This window comes from Nocardia sp. bgisy134 (assembly GCF_965341865.1).
Classification (GTDB): domain Bacteria; phylum Actinomycetota; class Actinomycetes; order Mycobacteriales; family Mycobacteriaceae; genus Nocardia.
Genome location: NZ_CBDQZP010000017.1, coordinates 83,454 through 107,691 on the forward strand (window position 1 = coordinate 83,454; position 24,238 = coordinate 107,691).

At 70.1% G+C, this 24,238-nt stretch carries 21 protein-coding genes; 10 read left to right on the forward strand and 11 right to left on the reverse strand.

Features of this window, described 5'->3' with window-relative positions; genetic code table 11:
* Positions 1-51 precede the first annotated feature (51 nt).
* Positions 52-1,914, reverse strand: coding sequence for a glutaminase A (gene glsA / locus ACRWNM_RS27010; RefSeq protein ID WP_431970907.1), 1,863 nt, complete (start codon positions 1,912-1,914; stop codon positions 52-54).
* A 244-nt stretch (positions 1,915-2,158) separates the two neighbouring features.
* On the opposite strand from glsA, the gene dxs reads away from it, so the two are divergent.
* Positions 2,159-4,057, forward strand: a complete 1,899-nt coding sequence (gene dxs, locus ACRWNM_RS27015) for a 1-deoxy-D-xylulose-5-phosphate synthase (protein WP_431970908.1) — start codon at positions 2,159-2,161, stop codon at positions 4,055-4,057.
* A gap of 105 nt (positions 4,058-4,162) precedes the next feature.
* Here dxs and ACRWNM_RS27020 read toward each other — a convergent pair whose 3' ends face one another.
* Both ACRWNM_RS27020 and ACRWNM_RS27025 read right to left on the reverse strand, forming a co-directional pair.
* Positions 4,163-5,431, reverse strand: a complete 1,269-nt coding sequence (locus ACRWNM_RS27020; RefSeq protein ID WP_431970909.1) for an HRDC domain-containing protein — start codon at positions 5,429-5,431, stop codon at positions 4,163-4,165.
* 22 nt (positions 5,432-5,453) lie between these two features.
* On the reverse strand, positions 5,454-6,005 hold the full coding sequence (locus ACRWNM_RS27025) for a DUF3000 domain-containing protein (protein WP_431970987.1): 552 nt from the start codon (positions 6,003-6,005) through the stop codon (positions 5,454-5,456).
* Between the two features lie 225 nt (positions 6,006-6,230).
* On the opposite strand from ACRWNM_RS27025, the gene hemE reads away from it, so the two are divergent.
* The 3 genes from hemE to hemQ all read left to right on the forward strand — a co-directional run bounded on the left by hemE (position 6,231) and on the right by hemQ (position 9,514).
* Entirely contained in the window at positions 6,231-7,286 is a 1,056-nt protein-coding gene (gene hemE / locus ACRWNM_RS27030; protein WP_431970910.1) for a uroporphyrinogen decarboxylase, read from the forward strand.
* 121 nt (positions 7,287-7,407) lie between these two features.
* Complete coding sequence (locus ACRWNM_RS27035) at positions 7,408-8,769, forward strand: protoporphyrinogen oxidase (protein ID WP_431970911.1); 1,362 nt, start codon at positions 7,408-7,410, stop codon at positions 8,767-8,769.
* 49 nt (positions 8,770-8,818) lie between these two features.
* Positions 8,819-9,514 carry a hydrogen peroxide-dependent heme synthase gene (gene hemQ / locus ACRWNM_RS27040; RefSeq protein ID WP_431970912.1) on the forward strand — a complete coding sequence of 232 codons (696 nt, stop codon included), beginning with the start codon at positions 8,819-8,821 and terminating at the stop codon, positions 9,512-9,514.
* Positions 9,515-9,617: 103 nt separating this feature from the next.
* On the opposite strand, the gene msrB is transcribed toward hemQ, so the two are convergent.
* The 4 genes from msrB to ACRWNM_RS27060 form a co-directional block, all read right to left on the reverse strand.
* Positions 9,618-10,061: a peptide-methionine (R)-S-oxide reductase MsrB gene (gene msrB, locus ACRWNM_RS27045; protein ID WP_357400618.1), complete on the reverse strand. Its 444-nt coding sequence runs from the start codon at positions 10,059-10,061 to the stop codon at positions 9,618-9,620.
* Positions 10,058-11,392: a glycosyltransferase family 87 protein gene (locus ACRWNM_RS27050; RefSeq protein WP_431970914.1), complete on the reverse strand. Its 1,335-nt coding sequence runs from the start codon at positions 11,390-11,392 to the stop codon at positions 10,058-10,060. The genes msrB and ACRWNM_RS27050 overlap by 4 nt, the downstream gene beginning before the upstream one ends.
* Before the next feature lie 95 nt (positions 11,393-11,487).
* Entirely contained in the window at positions 11,488-13,044 is a 1,557-nt protein-coding gene (locus ACRWNM_RS27055; RefSeq protein WP_431970915.1) for an alpha/beta hydrolase, read from the reverse strand.
* Between the two features lie 32 nt (positions 13,045-13,076).
* Positions 13,077-13,838: a pyrimidine reductase family protein gene (locus tag ACRWNM_RS27060; protein ID WP_431970916.1), complete on the reverse strand. Its 762-nt coding sequence runs from the start codon at positions 13,836-13,838 to the stop codon at positions 13,077-13,079.
* Positions 13,839-13,873: 35 nt separating this feature from the next.
* Here ACRWNM_RS27060 and zapE point away from each other — a divergent pair, with 35 nt between their 5' ends.
* Complete coding sequence (zapE, locus tag ACRWNM_RS27065; RefSeq protein ID WP_431970917.1) at positions 13,874-14,893, forward strand: cell division protein ZapE; 1,020 nt, start codon at positions 13,874-13,876, stop codon at positions 14,891-14,893.
* Between the two features lie 59 nt (positions 14,894-14,952).
* On the forward strand, positions 14,953-15,750 hold the full coding sequence (locus tag ACRWNM_RS27070) for a tyrosine-protein phosphatase (RefSeq protein ID WP_431970918.1): 798 nt from the start codon (positions 14,953-14,955) through the stop codon (positions 15,748-15,750).
* Positions 15,751-15,771: 21 nt separating this feature from the next.
* Here the strand turns inward: ACRWNM_RS27070 and ACRWNM_RS27075 are convergent, their stop codons facing one another.
* The 3 genes from ACRWNM_RS27075 to ACRWNM_RS27085 form a co-directional block, all read right to left on the reverse strand.
* The gene (locus ACRWNM_RS27075) at positions 15,772-16,260 is read right to left on the reverse strand and encodes a GbsR/MarR family transcriptional regulator (RefSeq protein ID WP_431970919.1); all 489 of its coding nucleotides are present in this window, start codon (positions 16,258-16,260) and stop codon (positions 15,772-15,774) included.
* A gap of 75 nt (positions 16,261-16,335) precedes the next feature.
* Positions 16,336-17,115 (reverse strand): ABC transporter permease subunit, encoded by a 780-nt coding sequence (locus ACRWNM_RS27080; protein WP_431970920.1) that lies wholly within the window; start codon positions 17,113-17,115, stop codon positions 16,336-16,338.
* Between the two features lie 42 nt (positions 17,116-17,157).
* The gene (locus ACRWNM_RS27085; RefSeq protein ID WP_431970921.1) at positions 17,158-18,042 is read right to left on the reverse strand and encodes an ABC transporter ATP-binding protein; all 885 of its coding nucleotides are present in this window, start codon (positions 18,040-18,042) and stop codon (positions 17,158-17,160) included.
* A 115-nt stretch (positions 18,043-18,157) separates the two neighbouring features.
* Between ACRWNM_RS27085 and ACRWNM_RS27090 the strand changes: the two genes are divergently transcribed.
* The gene (locus ACRWNM_RS27090) at positions 18,158-18,910 is read left to right on the forward strand and encodes an alpha/beta fold hydrolase (RefSeq protein ID WP_431970922.1); all 753 of its coding nucleotides are present in this window, start codon (positions 18,158-18,160) and stop codon (positions 18,908-18,910) included.
* Positions 18,911-18,926: 16 nt separating this feature from the next.
* Here ACRWNM_RS27090 and ACRWNM_RS27095 read toward each other — a convergent pair whose 3' ends face one another.
* Positions 18,927-19,466, reverse strand: a complete 540-nt coding sequence (locus ACRWNM_RS27095) for an N-acetyltransferase family protein (RefSeq protein ID WP_431970923.1) — start codon at positions 19,464-19,466, stop codon at positions 18,927-18,929.
* Positions 19,467-19,697: 231 nt separating this feature from the next.
* Between ACRWNM_RS27095 and ACRWNM_RS27100 the strand changes: the two genes are divergently transcribed.
* The 3 genes from ACRWNM_RS27100 to ACRWNM_RS27110 all read left to right on the forward strand — a co-directional run bounded on the left by ACRWNM_RS27100 (position 19,698) and on the right by ACRWNM_RS27110 (position 24,237).
* A complete protein-coding gene (locus tag ACRWNM_RS27100) occupies positions 19,698-20,924 on the forward strand; it encodes a cytochrome P450 family protein (RefSeq protein ID WP_431970924.1) in 1,227 nt (408 codons plus the stop codon).
* A 141-nt stretch (positions 20,925-21,065) separates the two neighbouring features.
* Positions 21,066-22,382, forward strand: coding sequence for a cytochrome P450 (locus tag ACRWNM_RS27105; protein ID WP_431970925.1), 1,317 nt, complete (start codon positions 21,066-21,068; stop codon positions 22,380-22,382).
* 52 nt (positions 22,383-22,434) lie between these two features.
* A complete protein-coding gene (locus tag ACRWNM_RS27110; RefSeq protein WP_431970926.1) occupies positions 22,435-24,237 on the forward strand; it encodes an NAD(P)-binding domain-containing protein in 1,803 nt (600 codons plus the stop codon).
* Position 24,238 lies beyond the last annotated feature (1 nt).

Consider the following 24,238-nt stretch of genomic DNA (forward strand, 5'->3'; position numbering starts at 1 on the left):
TCCTCGCTCGGTTGTCTCGTCGCCGGATCGTCGGACGCCATGGCTGGCTCGCTAGTCCCCACCGCGGACCACGATGGTCCGCACGGCGGAGTCCACCTGCGCGTACGCGCTGGCCGCGAGCCGTTTCAGCAGCGCCATCTTCAGCTGTGGCGCGCGTTCGGCGAGCACGTCGAAGCGGGCCGGGTCGAGCACCGCGACCCTGACCTCGGTCTCGGCGCGCACCTCGTTCACGAACGGCGCGTCGACCAGCATCGGCAGTTCCCCGAACGACATCCCCGCCGACAGCGTGACCAACCGGTGGGCGCGTCCGTCGGCGCCGAAGAAAGTGAGCCGCACCCGCCCTTCCAAGATCAGATACAGCCCGGAACGGCTGCTGCCGTGGCGGGCGATCACCTCGCCGCGGGCGATGGTGCGTCCCTCGAACTCCTTCGCCAGCCGGTCTCTGTCCTCGGGGGTGAGCGCGGCGAGCACGGGGTGCTCCTCGATCGAAATCGACGTGCACGCCGGTTCGTCGGCGGGCCGGTGCCTGGCCAGCACGATGTCCTCGCACCACTCGGTGGCGGTGTCGCGGTCGATGAAGATCCGCCCGCGCGGGTCGGCCGGGTCCAGGCTCGACACCGAGCGCCCCAGCTTGGCGTCCGGGTCCACCAGCGCGACCAGGCAGTCGGTCGCGGCGAGCTCGCGGTGCAGGTCGTCGAGCATGGTGACCGCGATCGCGCTGACCTCACCGACTCGGCGCAGGTCGATCAGCAGCGCGTCCAGCTCCCCGGCCCTGGCCTCGATCGCCCGCACCGCGCTCTCCGCGCCCGCGAACAACAGGTCGCCGTGTAGTTCGTAGACCCTGGCCCGGTGTCCGTGCTCGTCGAGCACCGCGATCTCCTCGGTGCTGCGCCGCATCCGGGACGGAGCCTCCGCCATCGTGTACTCGGCGCGGATCGCTGTGCGCGCCGACCGCGTGACGTGCAGGAAGTGCAGTTCCAGCCGCCGCGAGAGCTCCCGGCACGCCGCGACCCCGCGCACGCTGTTGCCCTGCCGATCCAGGCGCGGCGAGTACACCGCGATCCCGATCTGTCCGGGCAGCACCGCGAGAATGCCGCCGCCGACGCCGCTCTTGGCGGGCAGGCCGACGGTGCTCACCCAGTCGCCCGCCGCGTTGTACATCCCGCAGGTCGTCATCACGCTCAGCACCTGCTCGGTGAGCGCGCTGGACAGGGCCCGCTCCCTGGTCAGCGGGTTGACGCCGTTGTTGGCCATGGTCGCGGCCATCACCGCGAGGTCGTGGCAGGTGACGTCGATCGAGCACTGCCGGAAGTAGCGGTCCACCGCCTCGTCCGGATCGGAGTCGATGATGCCGAACGAGCGCAGCATGTAGCCGATGGCGCGGTTGCGATAACCGGTGCGCGCCTCGGAGGCGTACACGGCGTCGTTCAGGCGCAGCTCGCGCCCGGCGAAACGGGAGTAGCAGCGGCGCACCCGGTCGAACTTGTCGGCGGCGTCACGGCCGGCGATCAACGAGGCGGCGGTGATGGCGCCCGCGTTGATCATCGGGTTGCGCGGACGTTCGGTCACCGGGTCGAGGCTGATCTCGTTGAACGGTTCGCCGGAGGGTTCCACATCGATGCGCTCGGCCACCGCGGCGGGCCCGCGATCGGCCAGCGCGAGCGCGTAGGTGAACGGCTTGGAGATCGACTGGATCGTGAAGGCCGCGTGCACGTCACCGGCGCCGTAGACCCGCCCGTCCGCGGTGGCCAGGCACAGGCCGAACGAATCGGGTTGCACCGCAGCGAGTTCGGGAATGTAGTCGGCCAGCTCGCCGGATCGATCGGTCACGCACCCGGCGTATACGTCGGCGACGATGCGCGCCACCACGCCGGCATCGGCTGGTCGGGGAACCTCGTGCTGGGGCTCGGCCACACGACCACTCTATGGGCGTTCGCCGCGCCCGGGGCGCGAAGTTTGCCCGGACACTGTCGGGCCACGTTCGCGCGACAGGTACGGTAGGGACCGACGGCCGGATGTTTTCGTCCGGCCGCGCGCGTGCCCAGTCTCACATTTCGCGACGAAGTCGGTTGGTGACAGGCACTTGTCGGAAAGCGGCACTGTCACCGCTCAGTAGACTGATCGGATCAGAAGCGCTATCCGGAGGGAGCGAGTTCAGGTGGGAGTGCTTTCCCGGGTCGACACGCCCGAAGACTTGCGCCGGCTGAACGTGGCCGAGTTGCGGGAGCTGGCGGAGGAGATCCGTGAGTTCCTGGTGCGGAAGGTCGCCGCCACCGGCGGCCACCTCGGACCGAACCTCGGCGTGGTGGAGCTGACCATCGCGCTGCATCGGGTCTTCGATTCGCCTGCCGATCCATTGATCTTCGACACCGGCCACCAGGCCTACGTGCACAAGATCCTCACCGGCCGCAAGGACCAGTTCGACGGCCTGCGCAAGCAGGGCGGACTGTCGGGCTACCCGAGCCGCGCAGAGAGCGCCCACGACTGGGTCGAGTCCTCGCACGCCTCCGCGGCGCTGTCCTACGCCGACGGCCTGGCCAAGGCCTTCCAGCTCACCGGGCAGGGCAGGCACGTCGTCGCGATCGTCGGCGACGGCGCGCTCACCGGCGGCATGTGCTGGGAGGCGCTGAACAACATCGCCGCCGCGCCGGACCGCTCGGTGGTGATCGTCGTCAACGACAACGGCCGCTCCTACGCGCCGACCATCGGCGGACTGGCCGACCGGCTCACCGCGCTGCGCACCCAGCCCTTCTACGAGCACGCGCTGGACGCGGGCAAGCGGATCCTGAAGAGCATTCCGCGGGTGGGCGAATCGGCCTACTCGATGGTGCACGCGGTGAAGGCGGGCATCAAGGACGCGGTGAACCCGCAGGAGCTGTTCAGCGATCTCGGGCTCAAGTACGTCGGCCCGGTGGACGGCCACGACGTCGCCGCCATGGAGGCGGCGCTGCGCCGCGCCAAGGACTTCGGTGGTCCGGTGGTGGTGCACGCGGTCACCCAGAAGGGCCGCGGCTACGCGCCCGCGGAGAACCACGTCGCCGACCAGATGCACGCCTGCGACCCCATCGACCCGCTGACCGGCCGCCCCGTCGGCGGTCCGAAGGCGATCGGCTGGACCTCGGTGTTCTCCGAGGAACTGATCGCGCACGCCCACCAGCGCGACGACATCGTCGCCATCACCGCCGCGATGCCGGGCCCGACCGGTCTCGCCGCGTTCGGCGAGCGGTTCCCCGACCGGATGTTCGACGTCGGCATCGCCGAGCAGCACGCCATGGCGTCGGCGGCCGGTCTCGCGCTCGGCGGTCTGCACCCCGTGGTCGCGATCTACTCGACCTTCCTCAACCGCGCCTTCGATCAGCTGTTGATGGACGTGGCTCTGCTGAAGCAGCCCGTCACCGTGGTGCTGGACCGCGCGGGCATCACCGGGTCCGACGGCGCCAGCCACAACGGCATGTGGGACCTGTCGGTGCTCGGCATCGTCCCCGGCATCCGGGTGGCGGCTCCGCGCGACGCGGCCACCCTGCGCGAGGAACTGGGCGAGGCGCTGGCCGTGAACGACGGGCCCACCGCGCTGCGGTTCCCGAAGGGCAGTGTGATCGAGGACATTCCGGCCGTCGAACGACTCGACGGTGTGGACGTGCTGCGCTTTCCGGACGCCGAGGGCGGTTCGGCGCGGGCGCAGCGCGGTGATGTGCTGATCGTCGCCGTCGGTTCATTCGCCGAGACGGCGCTGGGTGTCGCGGATCTGCTGACGCCGGAAGGCGTCGCGGTCACCGTCATCGACCCGCGCTGGGTGCTGCCGGTCTCGGACACCGTGGTCAAGCTCGCGGAGAACTACCGCCTGGTGGTCACCCTCGAGGACGGCGGCCTGCACGGCGGCATCGGCTCCACCGTCTCGGCCCGCCTGCGCTCCGCGGGCCTCGACGTCCCCACCCGCGACCTCGGCGTGCCGCAGCAGTTCCTCGACCACGCCTCCCGCAACCAGGTCCACGAGGAACTCGGCCTCACCGCCGAAGATATCGCCCGGCGCATCACCGGCTGGCTCAGCGCGAGCTGAGACGACCCCACTCGACCACACGCCCCGGCAGGCTCGGATCCTCCGAGCGCCGGGGCGCGTGTCGTTCTCAGGCCGGCGTCGGGTCCCCCGGGCGCGGACGTCGGGTCAGGCGGGTGTGGGCGCCAGCGCGACGGTGAGCCGGGGCACGGCCAGTTCCCGCTGCCAAGGACGGGCACCGCCGGACTTCAGGAAACCGTCGATCGCGGCCGCGAGCTCGGCGGTGTCGGTGCGGTCGTATTCCGGCAGCCCGTCCCAGCACAGTCTGCGGACCAGGTCGGGGGAGAGCAGGTTCTCGACCGGGACCGAGTGCTCGAGCGAGAGTTCGCCCATCGCGGCGCGGGCGCGGGCGAGGCGGGCGGCGGCGATCGGGTCGCGGCGCTCCCAGCGGTTCGGCGGGGGCGGGCCGTCGAACGGCTGGGTGAGCGGGGGCAGTTCGCTGTCCGGCAGCGCCCGGGCGCGGTCGACGGCGCCGAGCCACTCGCGCGAATACCGGCGCTGGCGCGGCCCGCCGAAGACCGGGAGGGTGCGCAGCTGGGCGATGGTGCGCGGGTCGGCGGTCGCGGCGGAGACGATGGCGGCGTCCGGCAGGATGCGCGCGGGCGCCACGTCGCGGGCGCGGGCCAGCCCGTCTCGCGTCGTCCAGAGCTCGCGCACGACGGCCAGCTGCCGCGCGCGGCGCAGCGTATGGATGCCGGAGGTGCGCCGCCACCGGTCGGCCTTGGGTGCGGGCGGTTCCGTGGTCCTGATGTGCTCGAATTCCTGTGCCGCCCAATCGGTCTTGCCTTGCGCCTCGAGATCGGCGGCGACCGTGGCGCGCAGCTCGAGCAGGAGCTCCACGTCCAGTGCGGCGTAGTTGAGCCAGTCGGCGGGCAGCGGCCGGGTCGACCAGTCGGCGGCGCCGTGGCCCTTGCGCAGCGCCCGGCCGAGCAGCCGCTCGACCATCGCGGCCAGCCCGACCCGCTCGTATCCGGCCAGCCTGCCGCCGAGCTCGGTGTCGAACAGTCGCGCGGGACGCAGCCCCAGTTCCGCCAGACCCGGCAGATCCTGATCGGCCGAATGCAGCACCCACTCCAGATCGTTGATCGCCTCGGCCAGCGGCGCGAGCCCGTCGGTCACCGGGATCGGGTCGATCAAGAACGTGCCGGCACCCGCGCGGCGCAGCTGGATCAGGTAGGCGCGCGCGGAGTAGCGGAATCCCGAGGCGCGCTCGGCGTCGACCGCGAGCGGCCCGCTGCCGCCCGCCAGCGTCGCGGCCGCCGCGGCGACCTCCTCCGCGGTGGCGAGGACCGGCGGCACTCCATCGACGGGGGCGAGCAGAGGTTCCGCTGTGCTGTCTCCCGCGCGCCCGTCCTCGGGCTGGTCTCCTACCGGCATAGACCTGAACTTTACGTTGTGGTCAGTTGTGGTCGTTGCTGGTATACGACTGTGGACGCAGATGGGTGATCCCGGCGGGCGGCAGACCCGCCGAATAGGCCAGTACCTCGCAGAACGCCTCGACGTGCGGACGCATCTCCGTGGTGAGCGCGGTCCACGACGCGCGCAGCTCCAATTGGTGGGCGCGGGGCGGGCCCGCGATGTCGCCGTAGCGCACCGAACTGGTCGACGTGACGGTGCCGCCGAGCGCGGTGAACGGCTCGGTCCGCGACTCGAGCGCGTCCACCAGCCAGCTCCAGGCCACCTCGGGAAGCAGCGGGTCGGTGGCCAGCGTGGCGTCGATGTCGGCCTGGATGTAGGCGACCAGACGGAATATCCCGTGCCAGGCGTCGTCGCCGTCCGGGTCGTGCAGCAGGATCAGCCTGCCGAACGCGTCACCCTCGGAATCGACCGGAACGACCGGGGTTTCGGGATGTTTGACTTCGGCGCCGAGGGCGTAGGAGAAGGGTGCCAGGCGTTGCGGCGGCCGGATGGGCGCGAGCTCGATCCGAGGATGCACGGTTGCGGTGCCCATCGCCTCGACCGCGGCGCGAAACGGAGCTGGTTCGCCTTGGGGGTCTTCGGTCGGTGCGGCGCCGTCGCGGAAGTCGAGCGGTGTCACAAAAGCGACGGTAGACCTTGTGCCCCCGGCGCGGGCGGAGGCGCGCCGCTACGGCCGCACGACGGCCTGTTTCGTCCGGTCCGCCGCTGCCGCACTCCGGCTCCGGAGCCACCGCCGGGCGCGCATACGATAGCGGTGATGAGCACCTACACTCGCCGCCGCTTGACCGACGCCCCGTTCCTGGCCGCCGCTACCGGCGCCGCCCCGAGCAGGCGCCCGGTGTGGTTCATGCGCCAGGCCGGACGTTCGCTGCCCGAGTACCGCGAACTGCGCGCGGGCATCGGCATGCTGGAGTCCTGCTTCGACCCGGAACTGGTGTGCGAGATCACCATGCAGCCGATCCGCAGGCACGGCGTGGACGCGGCGATCCTGTTCTCCGACATCGTCGTTCCGCTCAAAGCGGCCGGGATCGACCTCGACATCGTGCCCGGCGTCGGCCCGGTGGTGGCCGCTCCGGTGCGCACCACGGACGACGTGCGCGCGTTGCCCCGGCTGCGGCCGGAGGAAGTCGGCGCGGTCACCGAGGGCGTGCGCCTGCTCACCGACGCGCTGGGCCAGACGCCGCTGATCGGTTTCGCGGGCGCCCCGTTCACCCTCGCCTCATACCTGGTCGAGGGCGGGCCGAGCAAGAATCACGAGCGCACCAAGGCGATGATGCACGCCGACCCCAAGACCTGGCACGAACTGCTCGGCGTGCTCACCGACATCACGATCGTGTTCCTCCAGGCGCAGCTGGCGGCAGGTGTGGACGCGGTGCAGCTGTTCGACTCCTGGGCGGGTGCGCTCTCGCTCGCCGACTACCGCACCTTCGTGCTGCCGCATTCCGAGCGGGTGTTCGCCGAGATCGCCGACGCGGGCGTGCCGCGCATCCACTTCGGCGTCGGCACCGGCGAACTGCTCGGCGCGATGGGCGAGGCGGGCGCCGACGTGGTGGGCGTCGACTGGCGCGTCCCGCTGACCGAGGCGGTGCGCCGCGTCGGTGCCGGAAAAGCCTTGCAGGGCAACCTGGATCCGGCCATCCTCTTCGCGGGCCCCGAGGCCGTCGAGTCCGAGGCCCGCCGCATCGCGGCGGAGGCCGACGAGGCCGTCACGATGGGCGCTGCGGGTCATATCTTCAACCTCGGACACGGCGTTCTCCCGGACACCGACCCTGGCGTCCTCACCGCCTTGGTCGAACTCGTTCACGAACTCTGAGACCGCCGCCGAGATTCCGCGGGCTCTGTCGGAGCCCGCGGATCGGGGGAGCGAGGTGCTGTTCCGGACAACGGGCGGGGCGCGGGCAGTCGTGATCGGCGGGCGGGATACCGTCGCAGACATGAGGATCGCGATTGTCGGCGGTGGAATCAGTGGTCTCGTCGCGGCCTACCGGCTGCGCACGCGGTTGGGCGCCGACGCCGACATCGTGGTGCTCGACCGCGCCGAACGGCTGGGCGGCATTCTCTACACCGGCGACGTCGGCGGGGAACCGCTGGATCTGGGGGCGGAGGCGTTCGTCGGGCGCAGGCCCGAGGTGCCCGCCCTGCTGGGCGAACTCGGCCTGACGGATCAGCTCGTGACGCCCGCAGGCCGACGTCCGCTGGTGTGGGCAGGCGGCGCGGCGCATCCGCTGCCGTCGGGCACCCTCATGGGTATTCCCTCCAACGCCGAATCGATGCGCGGCCTGGTCGACGCCGACACGCTGGCCCGCATCGCCGCCGAACCCGACCGCGCTCTCACCTGGTACCCGGACGCCGACCTGGACGTGTACAGCCTGGTCGCCGACCGTTTCGGCGCCCAGGTCGCCGAGCGCAGCGTGGACCCGCTGCTGGGCGGTGTGTACGCGGGCAGCTCGCGCTCCATCGGCGTGCGCGCCGCACTGCCCGGTGTCGCCGCCGCCCTCGACGCGGGCGCGCCGAGTCTCACCCACGCCGTCGCGGCCGCGCTGCCGCCGCCGTCCGACGCCCCGGTGTTCGGCGGCATCCGCGACGGGTACCGGGTGCTGCTCGACGCGCTGGCCGACGCGGCGGCCGCACGGTTCGTCACCGCGACGCCGGCCACCCGGCTCGCGCGCGCCTCCCGCGGCTGGGTGCTCGACCCCCTCGGGCTCGTCGACGCCGTCGTGCTGGCCACCCCGGCGCCGGTCACTGCCCGGCTGCTCCGCTACGTCGCGCCCGAGGCGGCGGACGCGGCCGCCGGGATCGAACTGTCCTCCTCCGTCGTCGTCGCGCTGTCGCTGCCGAGGGACACCGCGCTACCGGACAACTCCGGCATCCTGGTCGCCACCGGAGAGTCCTTGCGCGCCAAGGCCTTCACTCTCTCCAGTCGCAAATGGCCGCATCTCGCCGAGCGTGAGACGGCGCTGGTGCGCGCCTCGTTCGGCAAGTTCGGCGACGCCGCGCCGCTGTCCTGGTCCGACGCCGACCTGATCGCCGCCGCGACCGAGGACCTGGCCACGGTCACGGGCGCCGTCATCGACCCGGTCGAAGCGATCGTGCAGCGCTGGCCGGGCGGCCTGGCCCAGTACGCCGTCGGCCACGTCGACCGCATCGCCGAGATCGAGTCCGCCACAGCCGAACTCGACGGGATCGCGCTGGCGGGCGCGTACCTGCACGGCGTCGGCGTCCCGGCCTGCGTCGCTTCCGGGGAAACCGCCGCACGACGCATCGCCGAGTCCCTGTCCGCGCCCGCGCCGTCCTAGGCTGCCCCACGCGGCGGAGCGTCCCGGTCGCAGTGGCACGATAGGAATCATGGCGCGACTCGACTATCAAGCTCTCAACTCCACGATCCGTTACCTGATGTTCTCGGTGTTCCAGGTGGAGCCGGGTGTGCTTGGCGAGGACCGCGAGGCGGCCGTCAAGGAGGCGCGCGCGTTCTTCGACGGACTGGCCGAGCGCGACGTGGTGGTGCGCGGCATCTACGACGTGGCGGGCATGCGCGCCGACGCCGACTTCATGATCTGGACGCACGCCGAGCGCGTGGAGGACCTGCAGGCCGCGTACGCGGACTTCCGCAGGACCACCGAGCTGGGCCGGGCCAGCGCCCCGGTGTGGAGCAACGTCGCGCTGCATCGCCCCGCGGAGTTCAACAAGAGCCACATCCCGGCCTTCCTGGCCGGCGAGGACCCGGGCAACTACATCTGCGTCTACCCGTTCGTGCGGTCCTACGAGTGGTACCTGCTGCCCGACGAGGATCGCCGCAAGATGCTGGCCGACCACGGCAAGGCCGCCCGCGGCTACCCCGACGTGCGCGCCAACACCGTGAGCTCGTTCGCGCTCGGCGACTACGAGTGGATTCTCGCTTTCGAGGCGCCGGAACTGCACCGGATCGTGGATCTCATGCGCGATCTGCGCGCCACCGAAGCGCGGCTGCACGTCCGCGAAGAGGTGCCGTTCTTCACCGGCCCGCGGGTGGAGGTCGACAAGCTCATCGCGGCGCTGCCTTGATCGAAAAGCTGCCCTGATCGAAAAAACACCCTGCATGCCCCGGGTTTTCGGGGCATGCGGGGCGTGTCGACGGGCCCGTATTCTGCGCTGAGCGTTCGGTCGGCTACCCGGCTGCGCTGTCCGAGGGGTGCAGCCGCAGTGAGATGGAGTTGATGCAATAGCGCTGGTCGGTGGGTGTGGGATACCCCTCGCCCTCGAACACGTGGCCGAGGTGGCTGTGGCAATTCGCGCACAGCACTTCGACTCGGTGCATACCCAGCGAATCGTCGGGAAGCAGGATCACCGCGTCCGACTTGGCCGGATCGAAGAACGACGGCCAGCCGCAGTGCGACTCGAATTTCTCTGTGCTGCGGAATAATTCGGCGTCGCAGGCGCGGCAGCTGTACACGCCCTCGGTCTTGGTGTCGGTGTACTCCCCGGTGAAGGGACGTTCGGTCGCGGCCTCGCGTAGCACCGCGTACTCCTCGGGATTCAGCTTGGCCCGCCACTGCTGCGGCGTCAGCTGGAGTCGTGGCGCGGGTAAAGACGTTTCGGCGTCGGAACTCATTGCTCCACGCTAATACGTTTCTCCTCCACGGGCTCCGAACCATTGCGTGACGTGGGCGAATCCGGAAGCGGACCGGTCGCGGGCGTGACGGGCTCGGCGCCGTCGCGGCTGTCCGGCGCGTTCTTCATCCAGACGGGGTCGATGCCGAACGGCAGGCGGCCTTCGCGCCGGGCGGCCAGGTACCGGTCGCCGAGCACGCAGAACGCCACGATGAGCAGCAGGCTCCAGCCGAACGTGATACGCAGGTATTCGAGGTTGCGTCCCAGGCTCTGAAAGCGGTCCGACAGCCACTTGTCGTAGGACATGAATCCGAAGATCGCCAGCCAGGCGGGCCAGTTGCGCAGAACGGAATTGCGCAGCACCACCGTCATCAGGAATGGGAACAGCATCATCGAGTAGTACATCTGGCCCAGACCGGACAGCAGGAACTCCGCGGTGAGCAGTACGCCGGACGCCGTGGTGACGAAGAACAGCTCGTCGTCGCGGTAGTACCGGTAGAGCAGCCACAGCGAGATCGCGACCAGGGCGGCCATCGTCAGGCGGATACCCCAGGTCAGCGCGTCCGGCAGGCCGTAGTAGGCGGCGTTGCCCGCGATCGCGCTGTTGAAGTAGTCCCTGGTCTCCAGGATGTAGGGGAGCGTTCTGCTGAAGAACTGCTCGGGGTCCTTCAGCAGCGGCCAGGCGGCCGCGGTGAACGCCACCGGCACGCCGATGGCGGTGAGGAAAACCTTCCACTGTCCGCGCGCCGCCGCGATCAGCACCAGCGGCGCCAGCGTGGGTTTCACCGTGATGCTCACTCCGAGTACGGCGCCCGCCCACAGATCGCGCCGCGCTAGCAACAAGTGCAGGAACAGCAGCTCGGCCAGCAGGATGCAGCCGTTCACGTTGGTGAAGACCAGCGTGTTGATCACCGTCTCGGACATGAACATGGCCAGCAGCAGCGCGGGCGCGGCCACGGACTTCACCGAGTACTTGAACAGCCGCAGCAGCAGGTACCAGGCCAGCAGAATGGCGGCGGCGTTGATCAGGATGAACAGCCAGCGCGATTTCTCGGGATCGATCAGCGCGATGGGTGCAATGAGCAGCGTGCCGCCCGGCGGGTAGAGGTAGTGCGGGTCGACGGAGTCGAAGTTGGCGGTGTATACCGGGCGGCCGTTGAGGAAGGCCAGCGAAGCGTTGTAAACCGGCTTGTAGTCGTCGGTGATGAACCCGTTGACAGCCTTGATGAATACCCTATTCAGCACCGTCATGACCGCGAGGGGCCAGAGTGCGAACTTGATCACCTCGGCGGTGGTGCGAGCGGTGCGGGGCTCGAGCTGTCGAAGTAACACTGGGGCACGGTACACCGGATCGGCGGCGCGCAGGTTGCCGGGATATGTCTCGGCGTGCCTGGCTCGCCCATGTGAAACGGCTATGAAGCCCCCGGTCAGGCGGGGCAGGCGCTGCCGTCCTGCGGCAGCCGCGCCTCTTTCAGATAGTCCAGCAGCAGACGCTGCGCGCATCCCGAATGGGTGAACACCGGATGCCCCCAGCCCTGCCAGTTCACCGACGCGTGCCGCGCGCCCGCCGCGCCGAGCGCGCCCGTCACCGATGCCTGACCGCCGTTGCCCACCACCGGGTCGGCGATGCCGCCGAGCACCAGCACCGGAAGGGTGAACTTCTCCGGCAGCGGTGGGGCGCCCGCGACCGGCCACGCCGAGCAGTCCATCAGCGCGATCGCCGCGTTCCTGCCGAACACCGGATACTTCTGCCCCCACGTGTCCATCAGCTCGGCGGCCTTGGTCGGGGTCGGCGGCTGCTGGATGTCGGTGCAGCGGTTGACGAACTGGCCGTCGCTCGCGGTGGCGGCCGATTCCCGCAGCACCAGGTTGCCCAGCGCGGTGCGGTCGCCGCGACCGGCCGCCGAGAGCGCGTCGGCCAGTTCGGCGATCCGATTGGCCTGGTCCGCGCGCGGACCGCCGAGGAAACCGCTGATCGTGGTGAGCAGCGCGTTGGCTGAGATGTCGCCGAGCCCGCCCTGGCCCGCCCGGCGCACCAGGTCGGTGATCGCCGCGCGTGGATCGGGACCGAGCGAGCAGCCGAGCCCGACGCAGCGTTGGGCGAACGCCGTGAGCGCCGCCTCCGCGCCCTGCAGGCGCTGTTCCTCGGCGGTCACGGCGTCGGCGCCCGCGGCTTCGGGGGAGTCGAGCACCAACCGGGCCAGGTGATCGCCGAACTTGCGCGCGTAGCTGAGCGCGACCCGCGCGCCGTTGCCCGTGCCGAGCAGGTCGATGTGCTCGACCTGCCATTGCTTGCGCAGCTGTTCGATGTCGTCGGCCGCGTGCGGCGCGTCGAAGGTGCCCTCGTACGGCTGCAGGAAATCGCGGCAGGAGATGGTCGCCTCGCGGCTCAGCGCGGCCACCGCCTGCACCGGATCCGCCGCGCCGGGGCCGAACTGGGCGTTGTCGGCCAGACCACGCCGGATGTCGGGCGGCAGACAATCGATCGGCTGCGAGGTGCCGAGGCCGCGCCGGTCCACCGCGACGATCGGACGCGCGCTGAGCAGCGAGCTCGCCGGTCCGACGGCCAGGCCGGCCAGTGTCGCGGTGGAGGAGCGGTCCGTGCCCGAGGTGAGGACCAGCGGCGCGACATCGGCCGGTGTCTGCGCGAGCCGGGCCCGCATCGCACCGGTGCGGAAACTGCCGAGCACGTTGCCGCCCGCATCGATCGGCGTGGAGTACTCCGCGCAGTCCAGCACCAGACCGTCGGGCGCCGGTCCGAGGCCGAGCAGATCGAGGGTCGGTTTGGTGCAGTCGCGCCAGCTCAGGTCGGTCTTGGGCAGCTCGGCCACGGGCGGCGGGGGCGGCGTCGACACCGACGGCTCGCCGCCGCCGACGGCCGGGTGCTCGACCGCGACGACGGGACGATCGGACGGGCCCGCACCGCATCCGGCGATCATCATCGACAATGCCGAGGCCAGCACGGCGGCTCGAGTCCAGCGCATGCGCTACAGCCTGCCAGGTTCGGACGCGCGTTTCATCGACGGGCCCACCGGGTCAGGATCGTGCCGTCCTTGTCGAGCAGGATGTGCCTGCGCTCCATCGGCATTCGGAACTCGTGCGCGGACAGCGAGATTCGCCGCGCCGTGCCGCCGACCAGCACCGGCGCGGTGGTCAGGCACAGCTCGTCGATCGCGTCCGCCTCCAGCAGTTCGCCGAACAGGTGCGGGCCGCCCTCGCACAGCACACGCGTGAGCCCGCGTTCCGCCAGCGCGGCCAGCAGACCCTTCGGCGTCACCGCGACGCCACCCGCCTCGATCACCACGCCGCCCGCCTCGGCCAGCGCTTGCTTGCGATCTGCGGGCGCGGTGCTGGTGGTGATGATCAGCGGCGGCACCGCGGTGTCGGTGAACAGACGGCAGCCCGGTTCGAGCGCGGCGCTCGCGGTGACCACCGCGATCGGCGGCGGCGCGCCGTCCCGGTGCCCGCCGAGCCCGCGGTCGTAGAGCGCCCTGCGGCGGGTGGCGCTGGTGCGCGCGCCGCCGTAGTTCTCGGTGCGGACGGTGCCCGCGCCGACCAGCACCACGTCGGCGAGTTCGCGCAGGAGCATGAAGACTGTCTTGTCGGCCGGGGTGCCGAGGCCTGCCGTCACGTCGTCGCTGGTCGCGGCGCCGTCGATGCTGGCGACGAAATTCGCCCGCACCCAGGGCGCGTCGAGTTCGAGGGGGTAGGCGTAGAGCTCGGCCAGTTCGTCCCGGCTCAGCTCTGTGAGCTGGATCGCATTGTGGATACGCTGCATGAAGTCAGATCACACCACGTCATTAGGCTTCGTCCATGCAAGAACGCCTTGTCGATCGCCATCCGGAGGTTCCGGCGGACCAGCTCGTCGCTCAAATGGTGCCGCCGCCCATGTTCGACGAGGTCAGTTTCGCTTCCTACATCCCGGATCCCAAGGAGCCCAGCCAGGCCGCGGCCGTGCGCAAGGCCGAGGAGTTCTCGGGGCAGGTGGCCAAGATCCACAAGGCCGCGAGCAAGAAGGGGCTGTTCGGCAAGAAGAAGCCGGTCAGCGGCGCGGGCCTGTACCTCGACGGCGGCTTCGGCGTCGGCAAGACGCACCTGCTGGCCTCGATCTTCCACAGCGCGCCCACGCCGAAATCCTTCGGCACCTTCGGCGAGCTGACCAACCTGGTCGGCGCGCTCGGCTTCAACAACGCCGTGGAGCGGCTCGCGGGCAACAGCGTGCTCTGCATCGACGAGTTCGAGCTCGACGATCCGGGCGACACCATGCTGGTCTCGCGCCTGCTGACCGAGCTGTCCGCCCGCGGCGTCTCGATCGCCGCCACCTCCAACACGCTGCCCGGCCAGCTGGGCGAGGGGCGTTTCGCCGCACAGGATTTCATGCGCGAGATCAAGAAGCTCGGCGCGATCTTCGAGGCCGTGCGCGTCGACGGCCCCGACTACCGGCACCGCGACCTGCCGCCTGCGCCGGAGCCGACCTCGGCCGAGGAGCTCTACGAACGGGCCTCCGCCACACCAGGTTCCACGCTCGACGACTTCGACGACCTGCTGAAGCACCTGAGCACGCTGCACCCCTCCAAGTACGGCGCGCTGATCTCCGGACTCTCGGCGGTGTTCATCTCCGGCGTGCACCCTGTGACCGACCAGGCCGTCGCGCTGCGCGTCGTGGTGCTGGCCGACCGCCTCTACGACGCCAGCGTCCCGGTCACCGTCTCGGGCGCCAAACTGGACGAGATCTTCTCCCAGGAGATGCTCGACGGTGGCTACCGGAAGAAGTACCTGCGCGCCATCTCGCGCCTGCTCGCGCTGTCCCGCTTCGAGGCCGCTCCGGCCTAGGCAGTCCGCACGAATCGCCCGCCGGACCTCGGCGGGCGCCAGGAAGGGAGCCCGACGACGTGACCCCAGATCGCGCGCTGCGCGCTTCGATCACCGCTGCCACCGGCTTGGCCCTCGTGTTCGGCCCGGTGGCGGGCGTCGCCATGGCCGACCCGGCCGTCGCCGTCGACACCGCGTTCGACCGTTCCGTCGGCCTCCAGACTGTCCAGAACGCCAGGGACGTGGGCGGTTACCGCACCGTCGACGGTCGCCTCGTACGCACCGGACTGGTGTACCGCACCGGCCAGCTCGACAAGGCGACCCCTGCCGACTTGGCCGTGCTCGGCGAGCGCGGCGTCCGGGTCGTCGACGATCTGCGCACCGGCTACGAGCGGGCGGTCGCCCCCGACCGCGTCCCCGCGGGCGCCGTCGAGAACTGGGACGACGTCATCGGCCATGCTCCGCCGCAGGCGCTGATCACCACCCTCGCCGGCGGCGACGACCTCTATCGCGCCTTCGTCACCGCCCCGGGCGCGAGCGCGGCCTTCGCCGCGGTGTTGCGCGACGTCATCGAGACCCGCGACGGCGCCGTGCTCTACCACTGCACCGCGGGCAAGGACCGCACCGGATGGGCCACGGCCGTGCTGCTGACCCTGCTCGGCGTCGACCGCGCCACGGTCACCGAGGACTACCTGCTGTCCAACCGGTACCGCAACGCCGGTCCGGACGACCCGCTCAACGGCGTGCGAACCGAGTGGCTGGACGCCGCGTTAGATCAGGTGAACCGGACCTACGGCGGCTTCGACGCCTATGCGCGCGAGGGCCTCGGCCTCACCGACGCCGACCTCGCGGCCCTGAAGACCAAGATGCTGGCCTGAGCGTTCGCCTGCCGCGCCGGTTCACGACCTGTGCTCGGCGTACCACCGGTCGACCAGGGCGGGCAGCTCCTTGCCCAGCCAGACGAAGAACTCGTGAATGTCGAGGACCCGGGCGGCCTGTTCGCTGCGCGGGTCGTCGAACAGGGCGAGCCCGCGCGCGGTCATCGCGGTCAGGTCGGTGTACTGGCTGCTCTGTGCGCGGATGAGCTCCGGCATGATGCCGGGCCGGATCGAGTAGTAGTCCTTGCGGTCGCCGGGTTTGGAGCTCTTGTCGACCCAGCGCATGGTGGTCAACTGCTTGAGCGAGTTGGAGATCGAGCCCTTGGACGCCTGCAGCGCCTCGGCGATCTGGGCGAAGGTCTGCTCGGGCGGATCGCAGATCAGCAGCCAGCCCGCCGCGCGACCGGTCATCCGGACCAGACCCATGCGTTCGAGCACGAGCGCGAAATCCTCGACGAAGGCCAACTGTTCGGGAGTGGGCGCCGCCTGGTCGTGTTCCGTGCTGGTCATCGGTCGAGTATCCCTTTCGTGCGGAAGAAACGGGAAAACGGGGCGGGCCGTGTCGGCCCGCCCCGTGCGGTGCGGTTACACCGCCAGGTCGCGGCGCTCGAAGAGGGCCAGCGCTGCGGCGACCGCCACGGCCGCCAGCGCCACCAGCACCGCGAGGTGGCCGAGGTCGGCCCCGTTCACCAGCGGCGAGTGGCCGTTCGCGTAGTAGAACGGCGAGAGCCTGCGCAGCCATTCGCCCCCGTCGAACATCCCGCCGAGGTTGTTGGCCAGGTAGCCCGCGACCGCGACCAGCGCCGCGAAACCCAGTGTCAGCGACCGCTTTCCGGTCGCCGCACCGAACAGCAGGGTGATCGCCCCGATCAGCAGAGACAGCAGACCCAGGCCCGCGCTCGCGGCCACGATGTGCCCGGCGGCGATGTCCAAGCCGCCGCTGTTCGCGCCCGCCAGAACGCTCAACGTGAGCACCGAGGTGACCACCGCGATCTGCACCGCCAGCGCCGCGAACCGCTGCGCCAGCAGGCTCTTCCGGTCGACCGGCTGGGCGAGCAGCAGATCGAGCATGCCGTTCTCCTCCTGCGTCACCGACCGGGTGGCGAAGGTGACCGCGAAGATCACCATGAGCAGCAGTCCCATCAGCGAGAACACCGTGGCGTTGAGATAGCCGGTGGCGCTGGCGAAATCGCTGAGCCCCATGGCCTCGTACATCGTGTTGTGCGCGATGTCGAGCGAGCCCTGGTCGCGCAGCGACTGGTAGGACGGCAGATACATCATCGGGACGACGGCGAGGCCGATCGACCAGCCGATCAGACCGCGACGCTGTTCCTTCAGCGTCTGGGTGAAGACCGAGCGTGACATGTTCGAGTTCTCCTGTGCGAGTGATTGTTTCGTCTGGTCGGCTCAGCGGCCGTAGAGGCTGAAGAAGATCTGCTCCAGGTCCGGTTCGGTGGACAGCACGCTCACCAGCCGGTATTTGGCCGCCTTTTTGAACAGCTCGTCGACCTCGCCCTCGGTGGTGCAGCGCACCGTCCTGTCGGTCACGGACAGGTCGCGCACGCCGGGCAGGCCGGCGAAGTCGTCGGCGAACACGTCCTCGTCGAAGACCAGTTCCACCGCGCGTGGGGAGCGGCGGCGCAGATCCTCGACGTTCTCGGTGCCGAGCAGCTTGCCCGCCCGCATGATCACGGCGCGGTCGGCGGTCTGCTGCACCTCGCTCAGGATGTGCGAGGACATGAAGACCGTCTGGCCGTTCGCCTTCGCCTCGCTCACCAAGCCCAGAAAGCGTTGTTGCAGCAACGGATCCAGGCCGGAGGTGGGTTCGTCCAGGATCAGCAGGTGCGGCCGGTGCATGAACGCGGCGATGATGCCGACCTTCTGCTTGTTGCCTTTGGACATCGCGCCGACCTTCCTGGACAGGTCGAGGTCGAGCAGGTCGGCCAGCTCGGTGATCCGGCCCGGCTCGACGGCGCCGCGCTGGTCGGCGAGGAAGCCGAGCAGATCACCGGCGGTGTTGCGGCCCTCGATCTCCAGTTCGCCGGGCAGGTAGCCGATGTGCGCGCGCAGTTCGGCTCCGCCGACGCGGGGATCCATGCCGAGCACCTCGACGCGGCCCGCGGTGGGGCGGATCAGGTCGAGCAGGATCCGGATGGTGGTGGACTTGCCCGCGCCGTTGGGGCCGAGGAAACCGAACACCTCGCCCTGGGCGACCTCCAGGTCGAGGTCGGTGAGTGCGACGTGCTTGCCATAGCGCTTGGTGAGGCCTTCGGCCAGGATCGCGGCGGACATGATGCTCCTTCGAGGTTTCCATCTCGTCGAGTTCTGTAAGAACTGATGAGTTCAGTGAAGACTGAACATATAGAACATGTCAACCCTAGGGGCGACGCTGGCTACGATCCGGGCTATGTCGAAGTTCAAGACCTGGGACGGGCTGGAGCTCAGCTACCGCGTGTGGGAGGGCGACGGCCGCACGGTGGTGCTGCAGCACGGTGTCGTCGCCGACACCAACGCCAACTGGATGAGCATGGGTGTGGTGGCCGCGCTGCAAGCCGCAGGACACCGGGTCGTCTCGCTCGACGCGCGCGGCCACGGGCGCTCGGAGAAGCCGCACGACGCGGCGCGGTATTCGTGGGACGCCATGGCCCGTGACGTGCGCGCGCTCTACGACGAACTCGGCCTGGAAGACGTCGCGCAGGTGGGCTATTCGATGGGCGGGGTGATCTCGCTGCTGGTCGCCGCGGCCGACGAGCGGGTCGCGAAACTCGCTGTGGGCGGCATCGGTTCGGGCGTGATCGACTGCGGCGGCGTCGACAGGAGGGTGGTGGAGCCGGAGGCGATTCTGCTGGCGATGAACGGCGACGGTGCCGGCGCGCCCCCGGTGGCCAGGATGTTCCGCGTTCTCGCCGACGCCGTTCGTGCCGACCTGGCTGCCATCCGGGCCGTCGTCGTGGGTTTGGACGACCGCCCGATCGCCGGCCTGGACGACATCACCGTTCCCGCGCTGGTGCTGGCAGGCTCCGGGGATCCGTTCGCCGCCGAACCCGACCGTCTCGCCGCCGCGTTGCCGGACGGTCGCTCCGTCGTCGTGCCCGGCGACCACATGCTGGCCGTGATGCATGCCGAGTTCAAGGCCGCCCTGGTCGAATTCGTGCGGTGACCGGCCCTTCGCGCGATCAGAAGACCAGGCGCATCACGTAATCGTCGTGGAGCTGATGGCCGACGGGGAAGGTCTTGGTGCCGACGACCTCGAAGCCGTGTTTGGCGTAGAAGCGCTGCGCGCGAGTGTTCGCCTGATTGACGCCGAGCCACACGCCCGCGTAGCCGCCCTCGCGCGCGTGCTCGAGCGCGGCGAGCATGAGCGCCGTCGACACCCCGGTGCCGTGGTGGCCGGGTAGCACGTACATCTTGCTGATCTCGACCACGGGGCGCAGGTCGACCGCCCTCGCCACCTCCGGGTCGGCGGGCTCGCCCGCGTGCAGCATCGCGTACCCGACGATGTCGCCGCCCGCCACCGCCTTGAGCACGATCCGTTCGGGATCGGTCAGGTATTCGCCGAATCGTTCGCCGGACAGTGCCTCGGTCAGGTAGATCTCGATGTCGTCCGCGGTGGCGCCGGGCGGGCAGGCGAGCGGAAAGGTCACGGCCGCAACGTCACTGAGGGCTTCGGCGTCCCACAAACCGGCCCGGTCCACGATGACTGGGATGTTGCTCATACGTCCAGTAGAGCACGGTCACGCCGCCGCGGTACCGGCGATCCGTACTCACGCCGTCCGGTGTGGTGCGTCGGCCACCGGTCTTCGGGGGCGTTTCTCGCGCCTGTCGGCCGAAGGGAGGGGCGCGGCCGACGGCCCTGGTGATCAGGAGCGACAGTGGCCGAACCTCGTGGCCCGTGCCACTATCGAAGGGGCGCAACATAACTCGCGACTGGGGAAGGCCATTCGATCATGAGACAGCTGCCACCGGACTTCTTTCGTACGCCGTATGCCTTCTACGAGCAGCTCCGGGCCGAGGGCCCGGTGCATCAGATCCAACTGCGCACGGGGGTGCGCGCCTGGGTGATCGTCGACTACGACGCGGCGCGCGAGGCGCTGCGCAATCCGACGATCCGCAAGGACCCGCACACCGACACCGGCGCAGAGGCCCGCCGCGAGAGTGCGGGCGAGAGCGGCGTCCGGGCCGTGAACGCCCGCCTCAGCCACCACCTGCTCAACATGGATCCGCCGCAGCACGCCCGCCTGCGCAAGCTGGTGGTGCCCGCGTTCGCCCCCGCCCGTATCGAGGCGCTCACCTCGCGCATCACCGCCATCACCGACGAGCTGCTCGACGGTCTCGCGCGGGCGGAGGGGCCGGTGGATCTGATGGCGGAGTTCGCGTTCCCGCTGCCCATCACCGTGATCTGCGAAATGCTCGGCGTGCCGACCGGCGACCGCGCCCAGTTCAAGGAATGGTCGGCGGTGGTCTCCGACATCACGCTGGCCGACCCGGTGCGGATGCGCTCGGCCACCGAAGCCGTCGTGGCGTACTTCGAGGACCTGCTCGCCCGTCGCCGCGCGGAGGGCCCTGGGGCCGATCTGTTCTCGGACCTCGTCACCGCGGGCGGTGCGGAAGACCGGCTCACCGACGACGAGATCATCTCCATGGCTTTCCTCATCCTCATCGCGGGCCATGAGACCACGGTCAACCTGATCGGCAACACGATGCTCACCCTGCTGTCCGATCCGTCGAGGTACGCGGCGCTGCGGGAGGATCTGGACAGGGTGCCCGCGTTGGTCGAGGAGATGCTGCGCTTCGAGGGCCCGGTCAACATGGCGACGCTGCGCTACACGACGGTGCCCACCGTCATCGGCGAGACCGAGGTCCCGGCCGGGGAACTCGTCCTGGTGGCGCTGGGTTCGGCCAACCACGACGAGAAACACTTCGTCGCGCCGGAGAACTTCGACGCCGAACGAAACCCCAACGGCCACCTCGCTTTCGGACACGGCATCCACTTCTGCCTCGGCGCGGGGCTGGCCAGGTTGGAGGCGCGCATCGCGATCTCGCGGATGCTGGACCGCTATCCGGACCTGCGGCTCGCGGTGGACGCCGACGAGATCCTGTGGCGGGAGAGCGTCCTGTTCCGCGGTGTGCAGGATCTGCCGGTCGAGGTGACCAAAGCGCCCGCGCTGCGCTGATTTCCGTCCCGCGGTTCGCCGGGCCGGATCATCCACAGGCCGCCGTTTCTCCACAGCGCCGCCGACGAGGGTTCCGAGGACCGCGCGGGTGTGCCAGGCTGAGCTCGGCGCACCCGCACGGACACCCCGGGAGGAGGACCGATGAGTCGAGGGCACGCATCGACGGAGTACCCGCCGGGCCCGGCGCTGCCTGCGTTCGCGCAGACCTATCTCTACCTCCGGCACCGCGCCGACCTGCTGCCTGTACTGCGCCGTCGCTACGGCGAGGTCTTCTCGCTGCGCATTCCGCCGTTCGCCGACCGGCTGGTGGTGTTCTCCCGTCCCGAGCATCTGAAGGAGATCTTCGCAGGCGACCCGCGCGATATGCACGCGGGAGAGGCCAACAACATCCTCCGCCCGGTGATGGGCCCGCATTCGGTGTTGCTGACCGACGAGGCCGAGCACGCCAGGGCGCGCAAACTGCTGATGCCCGCGTTCAACGGCGCCCCGCTGCGCGGCTATCGGGAACTGGTGTCCGAGATCGCCGCGGCGGAGACCGGACGCTGGCGGCCGGGGTCGACCGTGGTCACGCTGGACCGGATGAACGCGCTGACCCTCGAGGTGATCATGCGGGTGGTCTTCGGCGTCACCGACGAACGCACCCGCGCGGAGCTGGCGCCGCGACTGCACCGCATCGTGACCGTCGGTCCGCTGCAATACGCGGGGCTGCGCATGCCACGGTTGCAGCGATTCTGGCCGTGGCGGTCCTTCCGCGAAACCCTCCGCGCCATCGACGACCTGCTCTACCGCGAGATCGCCGAGCGCCGCGCGGCGCCCGATCTGGCCGACCGCGCCGACGTGCTCTCCCGTCTGCTCCAGGTCGGCGGCGAAGCGCCGTCGACGGACGCGGAACTGCGCGATCAGCTGGTCACCCTGCTGCTGGCCGGACACGAGACCACGGCGGCCGCGCTGTCCTGGGCGCTCTACGAGCTCGCCGTCGACCCCGCTCTCCAGCAGGGGACGTACGAAGCCGCGCGCGCCGACGACGACAAGGCCGTGGAGGCCGTGCTGAAGGAGGCCATGCGCCTGCACACGGTGATCCCCGGCGCAGTGCGCAAACTCACGAAGGAGACCACCATCGGCGAATGGCGGCTGCCCGTCGGCACCACCGTCAGCTGCTCGATCGTCCTCGCGCACCGTCGCGCGGAGAACTTTCCCGACGTCGCGACGTTCCGCCCGGCCCGGTTCGTGGACGGTGAGGTCGAGCCGAACACGTGGCTGCCGTTCGGCGGCGGCGTGCGCCGCTGCCTAGGCGCCGGGTTCGCGCTCATGGAAGGGACGGCGGTGCTGCGCGAGATTCTCACCCGGCACACGCTGGCCCCGGCCGACCCGCGACCCGAGCGCGGGCGGGTGCGCAACATCACCACCGTGCCGCGCGGAAAGGCCAGAATCATGGTCACTCCGCGCGAGATCCGATGAATCTGTGCCCGCGAGCTTTACCGCGCGCCGCGGGCGGGTAATCTCGGTGGCCATGACGAGCGGGAACCGCATCGCGATCGTAGGCGCGGGCATTGCAGGCCTGTCCTCCGCGAAGGTGTTGAGCCGAGAAGGTTTTCCGGTCGAGGTGTTCGACCGTGCGCCCGATGTCGGTGGTGTCTGGAGTGCGACCAGGCGTTATCCCGGGTTGCGCACGCTGAACAGTAAGTACACCTACCGCTTCTCGGACTACGCCATGCCCGAGGACTACCCGCGGGTGCCCGACGGCGCGCAGATGCAGGCCTACCTGGAGGGATACGTGCACCAGTTCGGGCTGCGCGAGAACCTCCGGCTCGGCACCGAGGTGGTGGCCGCCGATCCGGTGGACAGCGGCTGGCTGCTGGAGATCCGCGACGAGACGGGCGTGCATCGCACCTCCTGCGATCACCTGGTCGTGGCCAACGGTGTGTTCAGCGAACCCGAGATGCCCGACTATCGCGGCGCTGAGACCTATCTCGCGCGCGGCGGACAGCTCTATCACTCCTCGGAGTTCCTCGACATCGAGCAGGCGCGCGGGAAGTCCGTGCTGGTGGTCGGGTACGGCCAGTCCGCCTGCGACATCGCCGAGGCTGTCAGCCACGTCGCGGCCGCGACCACGGTGGTGGCTCGTCGTTTGCTGTGGAAGATGCCCCGCAAACTCAGCACCGGTCTGGACTTCGAGCGGCTGTTCCTCACCCGGCTCGGTGAAGCGCACTTCCGCTATCACAGCCCGCGCGGCTTCGAACGCTTCCTGCACGGCGCCGGGCACAGCTTCCGCGACACCGATTTCGACGTGCTCCAGGAACTCGCCACCAAGAAGCTGGGCCTGCGCGACCTGGATCTGGTCCCGGAGGGCCGCTTCGAGGAGATCGCCCAGAGCACCGCGAGCATCGCCACCGAGGGATTCTTCGAGCAGGTCCGCGACGGGCGGATCACCGTGCTGCGCGACACCACCGTCACCGAGCTGTCCGGCACACCCGCCGGTTGTGCCGTGTGGCTGTCCGACGGTCAGGTCGTCCCCGCCGACATCGTGGTGTGCGCCACCGGCTTCCAGCAGCGGGTGCCGTTCCTGACCCCGTACATCCAGCGCAGGCTCACCGACGACGACGGCAATTTCCGCCTCTACCGGCACATTCTGCCGACCGAGGTGCCGAACCTGACCTTCGCGGGCTACAACTCCTCGCTGCTCGGCGCGCTGAGCGCCGAGGTCGGCGCGCACTGGACCGCCGCGCTGCTGCGCGGCCGTCTCGCGCTGCCGTCGCCGGAGGAGCGCAGCGAGCAGATCGACACGCGCCTGCAATGGATGTCGGCGGGCACCGGCGGTCACCACGCGCACGGCACGACCATCACGCCGTTCGCCCTGCACAACATCGACGAGATGCTGGCCGACCTGAAGCTCCGACTACCGCTGGGCACCCGGCTCGCCCAGTGGTTCCGGCCCGTGAAACCGGCCGCGTACCGCGGGCTCTGGGAGCGCGGACAGCGCCCGGCGGAGCCGACTCCACCCGAACCGCCCGCCGAGGTGGCCCCGGCTCCGGCGGAGACACACCCGGCCACCGCCGAGATGTATCCGCCGACGGCCGAAATGCACCCGGCGACAGCCGAAGTTCGCCCGGCGACAGCCGAAGTTCGCCCGGCGACAGCCGAAGTTCGCCCGGCGACAGCCGAAGTTCGCCCGGGGTCGGCCGAAGTTCATCTGGGGTCGGCCGAGGTTCACCCGGGGGCGGCCGGGGTTCGCCCGGGGTCGGCTGAAACGCACCCGGCGCCAGCTGGAAGGTACCCAGCGGGGTGGCGCGACCGATACCCGTCGCAGAGGTGAC